This window comes from Paenibacillus arenilitoris, from assembly GCF_014705655.1.
GTDB classification, from domain to species: domain Bacteria; phylum Bacillota; class Bacilli; order Paenibacillales; family Paenibacillaceae; genus Pristimantibacillus; species Pristimantibacillus arenilitoris.
Map to the genome: position 1 here is coordinate 1 of NZ_JACXIY010000070.1, position 9,737 is coordinate 9,737.

Sequence of the window (9,737 nt, forward strand, 5' to 3'; positions counted from 1 at the left end):
CGCGTTCATCGGCGCCGCGGCCGCGCTGCTGCTGGCGGCCCCGCAGCCCGCTGAGGCTGCTGCGGGTACGCCCGGCGGCCTAGCTGCGGCGGCATGGATCGCCGCCACGGCCGCCGCCGGCCTGGCCGGCGCTTTCGCCGACTCGCTGCTCGGCGCAACCGGCCAGGCCATGTACCGCTGCCGGTTATGCGGCAGCGAGACCGAGCGCGCCGCGCATTGCGGCAGCGCGGCGGAGCGGGTGCGCGGCTTTGCCGCGCTGAACAACGACAGGGTGAACCTCCTGTCGTCGCTGTTTGCCGGCGTGCTCGCATGGGCGATCGGCACGCTGCTGTTTTAACGGCGGCGCCGCATGTCCGGCGGGCCGGCCCGACAACAAAAACGGGCAGTCGACCGAACCCGGTCCGACTGCCCGTTTTTGTTGTTAGTTCGTCAGCTGCTCCATTTGACCGATCAGCTCTTCGAACACGCTCATCGCCTGCTCGATCGGCTCCGGCGAGGACATGTCGACGCCGGCCTTCTTCAGGATGTTGATCGAGAAGTCGCTGCCGCCGCTCTTCAGGAAGCCGAGGTAACGGTCGACCGCCGGCTGTCCTTCCTCCAAAATCTGCTTGGAGAAGCTGGTCGCCGCCGAGAAGCCGGTCGCGTATTTGTACACGTAGAAGCTGTTGTAGAAATGGGGGATGCGCGCCCATTCCATCTCGATGTCTTTGTCGACGACCATGCCCGTTCCGTAGTACTGGACGTTAAGGTCGTAATAAATTTTGCTGAGCTCCTGCGGCGTAAGCGATTCGCCTTGCTCCGCGCGCTCGTGCACGATTTTCTCGAACTCCGCGAACATCGTTTGCCGGAACACCGTCGTGCGGAACTGGTCCGCGTAATAGGTGAGCAGGTACATCTTTTCCTTCGGATCGGTCGACTTGCCGAGCAGATAGTCCATCAGCAGCGCCTCGTTCAGCGTGGAGGCGACCTCCGCGAGGAAGATCGTGTACTGCGCGTCGCGGTAATTCTGGTTCGTATCCGAATAGTACGAGTGGAGCGCGTGGCCCATCTCGTGGGTCAAGGTGAACATGCTGTTCAAGTTGTCCTTATGGTTAAGCAGCACGTAAGGATGCGTGCCGAACGCGCCCCAGCTGTAGGCGCCGCTGCGCTTGCCTTCGTTCTCGTAGACGTCGATCCAGCCGTCCTCGAAGCCTTCCTGCAGCACCTTCAAATAATCCTCGCCGAGCGGCTTCAGGCTGTCGGCGACCGTCTTCTTCGCTTCCTCGTACGTAATGTCCATCTTGAACTCTTCGACGAGCGGCGCGAACAGGTCGTACATATGAAGCTCGTCAAGCCCGAGCAGCTTCTTGCGAAGCTCCATGTACCGGTGCATGAGCGGCAAATGCTTATGAATCGTATCGATCAGGTTCGTGTAGACTTCCTTCGGAATATTGTCGCCGTACAGCGACATGCCGAGCACGGAGTCGTATTTGCGGGCTTTGGCGTAAAAAATGTTTTTCGTTACGTTCGCGTTCAGCGTGGAGGCGAGCGTGTTCTTCAGCTTCCCGTACGTATCGTACATCGCGAGGAACGCTTCGCGGCGCACGTCGCGGTTTTTGCTTTCAAGAAACTGTATGTAACGGCCGTGCGACAGCTCGACTTCCTCGCCGTCCTCGTTTTTCACCTTCGGGAATTTCAAGTCCGCGTTGTTCAGCATGCCGAAGATCGTGCCCGGCGCGGAGCTGACGTTGCCGACTTGGGCGAGCAGCGCTTCCTCGCTTTTGGAGAGGACATGGGCCTTCTGGCGGCGCATCTCTTCGAGCGTATGGCGGAATTTCGCGACGGATTCGTCTTTAATAATGGCGTCAAGCTGTTCGTCGGACAGGCCGAGCACTTCGGGGGTAATAAAGGAAAGCGCCTCTCCAGACTCCACGCTGAGCTTCTTCGATTTGTCGGAAAGCGCTTGATACGTCGGCTCCGCCGTATCCTCGTGATGCTTCATATTGGCGTATACATACAGCCGCTCCACGTGCAGCGACAGCTCATCCTCCAGCTCGAAGCATGCCTTGAGCTGGGAGACATCCGCCAGCTTGCCCTGATAATCGGCGATTTGTTTGATCTGTGCCTTCGCTTCCGCGTATTCCTTGTCCCAGGCCGCCTGGTCGCCGAACAGATCCTCCAGCTTCCAGCGGCTTTCCGGCGCGGTTTCTGAACGTTTCGGTACGTGATTCATCGAATTCCTCCTTGGTATGGATAGGGTTGGTAAAACATGCGGATCATTCGCTGCGCCAACGCTGGCGGGAGCGGCGCCCGGAACGAGGCTGAGTGCCAGCAGCAAGGGTAGCCATTTCATCCGTTAATCACCTCGGGGCACAATTTGTGGTTACTTTGCCCGCGAGGCGCTTCGAATATGCTTGCGGCCGACCTGCCTAAGCCGATCCCATCGTGAAAAAGGCGTAGACGATAAGAAAAAAGGCAAACGCGATCAGCGCGATGGCGATCAGCGCAAGACCGCGGCGCATGCCCGGCGGCAGCGAGTCCCGCTTCATGATGACGATCGCTCCCAGCGAGAATGCGGCGATGATGAAGATGACGGTTGCGGTTGCGTCCATTCGTTAAACAAGCCTCCTGATCGTAATAAAAAGGCGCATCGCCCGGCAGCGGCCTTCCGGCCGTACATAGTTGTCTATGCCGGCCCATGCTACGTTATGTTCGCCGCAGAGGGTAATTTTTCCTGCCGCTGAAGCGGCTGTCCGCGCCTATACTTTGCGCAGGGCGTCCATGATCGCCGCAAGCTCCTCCTCGCGGCCCGCGAAGTCGGATGGGCGGAAGCGCTTCTCCGCCCAGTTCATCATTTCGGGCCGGCTGACGAACGTATGGCTGTCCTCGCCCCACTGATCGGATATTTCGCGGACGACGAGCGTTTTGCCCTGTACCTCGACCGTCAGCATGTTGTATTTGTCGGTTTTATAGATTTCGTGTTTTTTGAACATGTTTTTCACCCTTTTGATCGTTGAATATGGTATTCTTTTCATCATAGCCATTCTGGCGCCCTTAAGCAATACGGCAATGCGCATGGCGCGCTTCGGAATGGCGAAAGGCTACGGTATTGGGACGAGTTGAGACGAGAAGAGACGAGAAGAGCAGAGGAGAGTGCAACGATGAACAAAGCAGGCTATGAGCAAATCGGCGTCGCGATGACTTGCCGAGGCTACGAAGAGTACGTGCGGATGTTCGATTTGACGGATGAAGCATTGCGCCAAGGGAAGGTGCTTGACGTCGCGGCGGGAGCTTCTTCGTTCACGGCCGAGGCGAACGAGAGAGGCTTCGAGGCGGAAGCGGTCGATCCGCGTTACGGGACTCGGCATGCGGATTGGGTTGCCGAAGCCGAGCGGGAAATCGACTATTCGACGGCCAAGCTGGGCCGGATCGCCGATTCCTTCGACTGGAGCTATTACGGTTCGCTCGAGAACCATAGGAAGGGCCGGGAGGCGTCGCTTGGACGATTTGCCGCGGACGTGGCGGAAGTCAAGAGGACCCATCGGTATAAGCAGGGCTTCCTGCCGGAGCTGCCGTTCGAGGACAACCGGTATTCTCTCATCCTTTGCAGCCATTTCCTGTTCCTGTATGCCGCCCAGTTCGGAGCGGAATTTCACCGCCTGTCGGTGCTTGAGCTGATGCGGATCTGCAAGCCGGGCGGCCAAATCCGGATTTACCCGCTCCTGTCGCTGAACTGGGAGCCGTACCCGGAGCTGGATGCCTTGCTCGAGTCGATCGAGGCCGCCGGAGGCCGAGCGGAATTATTGCCATCGCGGCTTCCTTTTATTCCCGGATCCGATCAATTTTTACGGATTTTGCCGTAAATTGCTTTTTCCGATCACAATCGCTATAATGATGCTATTCGCCGCAACGATGCGGCGGTTATATTAGGAGGTTGTTCAATTGAAAGGGACAGTTAAATGGTTTAACGCGGAGAAAGGCTACGGTTTCATCCAAACCGAAGGCGGAGAGGACGTATTCGTGCATTTCTCGGCGATTCAAGGCGAAGGCTTCAAATCGTTGGACGAAGGACAGGCGGTCGAGTTCGACATTACTGAGGGTAACCGCGGAGCTCAAGCGGCCAACGTCATTAAACTATAAGAATGAAGCGCAGCTAACGAATGCAAACAGGCTCCCCGGCGACGGGGAGCCTGTTTGCATTTCGTTTTGGGTTATGCGGCCGGCGCCGCTTTTAACGGTCGGATCGGCTGAAGTAATGGCGGGTCAGGAAGCCTGCCGCCGCGACGATCGCGAACAGGGAAGCCGTCTGGAAGAACGACGACCGGCCGAATTGGTCGTAGACGAACCCTCCGAACGTGCCGCTGATGACGCCCGCAAGCCCGGTCCAGACGACGGCGTATACGGCTTGGCCCGATGCGCGATATTCGTCGGGGATGAGGTTCGACAAGTACCGGAGCGCGGTGGAGAAATAGATCCCGAACGAGATGCTGTGCATCGCCTGGGTCGCGACGACCCAGCGCGGATCCTCGATCTCGCTCAGCAGCCAGAACCGGAGCGCGTACATGATCGAGGCGATCATCAGAAGCGGAAGCTCCTTGAACTTATGGCCGTATTTGCCGAGCAGGAAGAGGGTCGGAATCTCGCTCATCGCCGATACGAGCCAAGCCAGCCCGACGAGCGAATCGCTGGCGCCCATCTGCCGCATGGTGACGGCGAGGAAGCCTTCGTACATGCGGTGGGGGATCGATATTGTCAAGATGATCAGGAAGAACAGCAGGACGTTGCGCTGCCGAAGCAGCTTGAAGAAACCAGAGAAATCGATTTTTTTGGCGCTGCCCCGATAGTCCTTGATCCTCGTCGTCAGCGTTAAGGTGACGGCGATCGTACAAAGCGCGAGCGGCAGCGTCCATTGCGAGCCGAGCTGCTTCAATATGAGTCCGAACGTATAGGCCGTTACCGCGAACCCGAGCGATCCGAAGATCCGAACGAGCGCGTACGGCGTGCCCGTATGCTGGCTGGACAGCAGCAGCAGGCTGTCGCTAAGCGGGTTCATCGGCGTTTGAAAAAAATAAAAGCCCATCATGACGAGGCAGACGAGCGCGAAGTGCTCGATCGGGAACAGCATCGAAATCATGACGAGCTGGCCGAACAGGATGAGCATGAGCAGCTTTTTGATCGTTCTGAACCGATCGCTGGCCATGCCTAGAATGAGGTTGGCGAATATCGAAATAAAGGGGCCCGTCGAATAAATAATGCCGATTTGCTGCTCGGAGAAGCCGCGGTCCAGGAAGTATAGCGGGATGAACGAAACGACCATCGCCTGCGTCGAATAGGCCGAGAAACTGAATATCCGAAGCCAGAGCGTTTCCTTCCGCGCCGCGCGGGATTTATTGATTGAAGCTGTTGGTGCCGTATCCATGATTGCCATTCACTCCATCTCTTTCAACAAACCATATCAAAATAGTATAGCACGGAATCACGGCTCGACCAATGAGAATTACGGCTGGATTATTGCGGTTTGAAATGGTACATTAGGATGTGGAGGTTTACTATGGGGACTTATCGGTTTGAGTGGAATGAACGGCTTCGGATCCGGCTTCCCGTGTTGGAGTCGGAATGGGAGCGGTACGAGCCGTCCGCGCAGCTGGCGATCGTGGAACAGTGGGAGCTGATCAGGGGTACGATCCCGGATCGCGTCAAGGAGTTCGAACGGCTCATCGACGCGAAGCAGGCGAGGCTGTCCGACGAAGACAGCTTCGAGCAATCTTGTATATTAAACTATGAAATTGCCGATTATGCGAGTAGGATCAACGATTTGCACATTTGGTACCGAATCGATCAACAGTTGGAATCGCGCCGACATTCATGATTATGATTTTGAGGAGGGGTGCGTCGTGAGATTGACCACTTTATCGGGCAGCCGAGTGCCCCAAGGCGCGCTGAAGCTTATGCATCGCGTGTATAAGTACGTGCTTCCGGGAGTGGACAAGGAGCTCGGACAGCTCCGCGCCATCGCCGAGAGGATACCGGATCCCGAACTGCGCGCGCAGGCGCTCGCCAGCATGGCCAGCAAGAAATTTCATTGCCAGGGAGGCGGCGTATACGCGGCCGCGAACCTGGAGCATCGGGATAAGCTAATCCCGCTCATCGTGGCGCTGCAGACGATCAGCGATTATTTGGACAATCTGTGCGACCGAAGCACTTCGCTCGACCCGGACGATTTCCGGCTGCTGCATCAGTCGATGCTCGACGCCGTCAATCCGGGCGTCCCGCTGCGCGACTACTACGCGCTCCGCGCCGAGAATGACGACGGAGGCTACCTGCACCATCTCGTTACGACCTGCCAGACTCAGGCGGAGAAGCTGCCCTCCTACGGCAGCGTGCGGAAGCACGTAACGGAGCTGGTCGGGCTGTATGCCGATTTGCAGGTGTACAAGCATATTCGCAAAGATTTGCGCGAGCAGCACCTGCTTGCTTGGTGGGAGCGTCATCGCGGAGACTATCCGAATTTGAGGTGGAACGAGTTCGCTGCGGCGACGGGTTCGACGCTCGGGATGTTCATGCTGTTCCTGGCGGCCGGCGAAGAGACGTTGTCCGAGCAGGATGCCGCCGCGATCAAGAGCATTTACTTTCCGCACGTATGCGGGTTACATATCCTGCTCGATTATTTAATCGACCAGGAGGAGGACTATGCGGGCGGCGATCTCAACTTCTGCAACTACTACGAAGACGGGACGCAGCTTGCCCATCGCATGGACCTGATCGTGAACCGGGCAAGAGAAGACGTTGAGAAGCTTCCGGCGTCCCGGTTTCACCGTTTGATTATCGAAGGACTGTTAGCCTTGTATTTATCGGACCCAAAGGTCCGCCGCCAGGCGGACGTCAAAGACGTGTCTAGGAAACTTATGAAGAACAGCCCGCTGACGCGTCTGTTTTTCCTCGTCAACAGCATCTGGATTCGGAAACAACGGGCTTAACTATAATTACGATCATGTGGAGGAATGAACCATGTCAGCAGTCAAATCAATCGCAGTACTGACGAGCGGAGGAGATTCGCAAGGGATGAACGCGGCCGTCCGAGCCGTCGTTAGAAGCGCCCTGTTTCACGGGCTGGACGTTTACGGCGTGCAGCGCGGCTACCAGGGCCTCATCAACGATGATTTGAGGCAGATGGATTTGCGCAGCGTCGGCGACATCATCCAGCGCGGCGGCACGATTCTGCAAACGGCGCGGTGCAAGGAATTTATGACGGCCGAAGGCCAACAGCGAGGCGCCGAGGTGCTCCGCTCCAGGGGCATCGACGGCCTCGTGGTCATCGGCGGCGACGGCTCTTACCAGGGCGCGAACAAGCTGTGCAAGCTTGGGATCAAGACGATGGGCTTGCCGGGCACAATCGATAACGACATTCCGTTCACCGACGTGACGATCGGGTTCGATACCGCGGTCAGCATCGTCGTTGACGCGATCAACAAAATCCGCGACACGATGTCGTCCCACGAGCGTTCCTCGGTAGTCGAGGTCATGGGACGCCACTGCGGAGACATTGCGCTGCATGCCGGGCTGGCGAGCGGCGCGGAGACGATTCTCGTGCCGGAAGTGCCGTTCGAGCTCAGCGAAGTGGCGGATCGGATGAAGACGAATTTCGCCAAGGGCAAGCGCCACAGCATTATCGTCGTCGCCGAGGGTGCCGGCAAAGGCGAGGACGTGGCAAGACAAATTACGTCCGATTGCGGCATCGAGCCGCGCGTCACGGTGCTCGGCCATATTCAGCGCGGCGGAACGCCGACGGCGGCCGACCGCATCCTGGCAAGCCGGCTTGGCGATTTCGCGGTAAGGCAGCTCATGGAAGGCAACTCGGGCAAGGCTTGCGGCGTCGTTCGCGGCGAACTGGTTACGACGGATATCGATACGGTCGTCAATTCGAAGAAGCCGTTCGACATGAGCATGTACGAGCTTGCGATCCGACTATCGCAATAGGGAAGTGATCGGATGTTTCTATACAAAATCGAAATCGAGCTGGCCGACCGGCTGGCCTATCTGGTCATACTGGCGGATTCCGACGAGAAGGCGCTGAACCTCGTAGAAAGCCACGTGGAGAGGCATTTCATCAAGAAGCCCGATATTCGCTCGATCGCTCTCGTCGAGAAGAAGAGGGTGGAGAACGGCAGCGGCTATATCGTGGAAGGCCCTCGTCATTGAGAGTTTGTCCCAGTAGCAGGTTAGCTTGCTTAATGGACGGTACGCTTAATTATTAAAACAGGAAAACGGCGGTGCCAGGCAATTATCCTGCACCGCCTTTTCTGATTTTCGGTCTGCTGCTGCCTTCTTGAGGAGATGATGCTGAAAAAAGAGCTGTCCCGAATATCATCTCGTCATGACATTCGGGACAGCTCCGATTTTGTTACTTGTACGTTACGCCCGGAGAATATTTGTTGCCGGCGTTCCAGAGCAAATATTCGTTGATCCCCGTATCGTGCAGCGCTTTGATCTGGGCTTCCACCTCGGCCTTGCCGTACTTGATGTACTGGCCCTTGCCAAGCCAGCTTGCGGTGAAATCCTGAATCCAAGGACGGATGATCGGCTTGAGGCCGCCGATCGGCTCCAGCTTCTCGTGCGTATCCAGCATCGCTCCCTTAATCGTCTCATAAGGGCTTTTGTCCGGGAACTTCTGCTTGAACCAGCCGGTGCTGTAATGGCTCGGGTACACCATCGGCGATATGACATGCGTGTCGTTCGAGATTTTGACGAAGTCCTGGCCGATTCCTTCCGCCGCGGGAACGGACGCCGCGTAGCCGAATATGTCGACCGAAACGCGCACGCCGAGCGGCTCGAGCTGCTCCCTGGCGTACTTGACGAAACCGGCGACCGCGTCGACGCGGCTTTGATCGGTTTTGTTGAAGGTAAGCGAATCGGCCTTGTTCTCGAAGCCTTCCGGGAACCTGACGTAGTCGAACTGGATTTCCTTGAAGCCGAGCTTCGCCGCCTCCTTCGCGACGGCGACGTTATATTCCCACACTTCCTTGCGGTACGGGTTGACGAAGCTTTCGCCGCGGCCGTTCTTCCAGATGGTTCCGTCCTGGTGAAGGAAGGACAGCTCCGGCTGCTTGCGCGCGAGCACGGTATCCTTGAAGACGACGATCCGGGCGATCGGATAAATCGCGTGCCGCTTCAGCGTCTCCATCATCTCGCCGATGTCTCCGATGTATTTTTTGGATACGCCGGTTTCAAGAAGCTCTGGCGTCGTCGTAGGATATGTAATATACCCGTAATCGTCCTTAATATCGATGACCATGCCATTTAGTTCGGTGTCGTCGACCAGCTTCAATAAGGAAGCCATGCGCGCGCCGCCCGCGCTGTGCGCGGTAACGTAGATACCTTTGATCGGCGGAGTGTCCGGCTGAGGGTCAATCTTTGCGATCGCCTCGCCGGTTGTCCCGGTTCCTTGCCCGCTGGCATGGAGAGTATCCGGCTTAATAATCGTCTGACCTGCCGCCGCATTCAAATAGGACACGGCCAGCCGCCTGGCCGTCTCGCTGTCTTCCCCGCTACCGACGAGCAAGTTGTATAGCAGCAGCAAGACCGTTATGATGTTGTCCATTATGCTCTCTCCCCGTCAGCTATTTACGTTCAAATTATAAAGCAGATATCGTGCCGTGGTCATTAACTTTTTTTAAAACTACGACGGCACAATTAACTAACAGGATTTTCCTGCGCTTTGTCGAATACATAAGAGATAAGAATTTTACGGGAGTTGTCCT

The 9,737-nt window shown here is 57.1% G+C and carries 12 protein-coding genes; 7 read left to right on the forward strand and 5 right to left on the reverse strand.

Translation table 11 applies throughout. From position 1 onward, the window contains the following. On the forward strand, positions 1–337 hold a 337-nt coding region (locus IDH41_RS30830), incomplete at its 5' end, for a DUF92 domain-containing protein (RefSeq protein WP_190868150.1). 84 nt (positions 338–421) lie between these two features. On the opposite strand, the gene pepF is transcribed toward IDH41_RS30830, so the two are convergent. The 3 genes from pepF to IDH41_RS30845 form a co-directional block, all read right to left on the reverse strand. Beyond that, positions 422–2,212 (reverse strand): oligoendopeptidase F, encoded by a 1,791-nt coding sequence (gene pepF, locus IDH41_RS30835; protein WP_223830212.1) that lies wholly within the window; start codon positions 2,210–2,212, stop codon positions 422–424. Between the two features lie 196 nt (positions 2,213–2,408). Then, positions 2,409–2,591 (reverse strand): hypothetical protein, encoded by a 183-nt coding sequence (locus tag IDH41_RS30840; protein ID WP_190868154.1) that lies wholly within the window; start codon positions 2,589–2,591, stop codon positions 2,409–2,411. A gap of 147 nt (positions 2,592–2,738) precedes the next feature. After that, entirely contained in the window at positions 2,739–2,972 is a 234-nt protein-coding gene (locus IDH41_RS30845) for a hypothetical protein (RefSeq protein ID WP_190868156.1), read from the reverse strand. A 168-nt stretch (positions 2,973–3,140) separates the two neighbouring features. On the opposite strand from IDH41_RS30845, the gene IDH41_RS30850 reads away from it, so the two are divergent. After that, the gene (locus IDH41_RS30850; protein WP_190868158.1) at positions 3,141–3,842 is read left to right on the forward strand and encodes a class I SAM-dependent methyltransferase; all 702 of its coding nucleotides are present in this window, start codon (positions 3,141–3,143) and stop codon (positions 3,840–3,842) included. Positions 3,843–3,921: 79 nt separating this feature from the next. Then, positions 3,922–4,119 (forward strand): cold shock domain-containing protein, encoded by a 198-nt coding sequence (locus tag IDH41_RS30855; protein ID WP_028610304.1) that lies wholly within the window; start codon positions 3,922–3,924, stop codon positions 4,117–4,119. Between the two features lie 91 nt (positions 4,120–4,210). Here IDH41_RS30855 and IDH41_RS30860 read toward each other — a convergent pair whose 3' ends face one another. Further along, on the reverse strand, positions 4,211–5,407 hold the full coding sequence (locus tag IDH41_RS30860) for an MFS transporter (protein WP_223830213.1): 1,197 nt from the start codon (positions 5,405–5,407) through the stop codon (positions 4,211–4,213). Positions 5,408–5,530: 123 nt separating this feature from the next. On the opposite strand from IDH41_RS30860, the gene IDH41_RS30865 reads away from it, so the two are divergent. The 4 genes from IDH41_RS30865 to IDH41_RS30880 all read left to right on the forward strand — a co-directional run bounded on the left by IDH41_RS30865 (position 5,531) and on the right by IDH41_RS30880 (position 8,178). Next, positions 5,531–5,848 (forward strand): hypothetical protein, encoded by a 318-nt coding sequence (locus tag IDH41_RS30865; RefSeq protein ID WP_190868160.1) that lies wholly within the window; start codon positions 5,531–5,533, stop codon positions 5,846–5,848. Positions 5,849–5,927: 79 nt separating this feature from the next. After that, positions 5,928–6,956 (forward strand): tetraprenyl-beta-curcumene synthase family protein, encoded by a 1,029-nt coding sequence (locus IDH41_RS30870; protein ID WP_190868175.1) that lies wholly within the window; start codon positions 5,928–5,930, stop codon positions 6,954–6,956. 31 nt (positions 6,957–6,987) lie between these two features. After that, positions 6,988–7,956 carry a 6-phosphofructokinase gene (pfkA, locus tag IDH41_RS30875; protein WP_190868168.1) on the forward strand — a complete coding sequence of 323 codons (969 nt, stop codon included), beginning with the start codon at positions 6,988–6,990 and terminating at the stop codon, positions 7,954–7,956. A 12-nt stretch (positions 7,957–7,968) separates the two neighbouring features. After that, the gene (locus IDH41_RS30880; RefSeq protein ID WP_190868169.1) at positions 7,969–8,178 is read left to right on the forward strand and encodes a DUF3906 family protein; all 210 of its coding nucleotides are present in this window, start codon (positions 7,969–7,971) and stop codon (positions 8,176–8,178) included. Between the two features lie 202 nt (positions 8,179–8,380). Here IDH41_RS30880 and IDH41_RS30885 read toward each other — a convergent pair whose 3' ends face one another. Then, a complete protein-coding gene (locus IDH41_RS30885) occupies positions 8,381–9,577 on the reverse strand; it encodes a putative glycoside hydrolase (RefSeq protein ID WP_190868171.1) in 1,197 nt (398 codons plus the stop codon). Positions 9,578–9,737 lie beyond the last annotated feature (160 nt).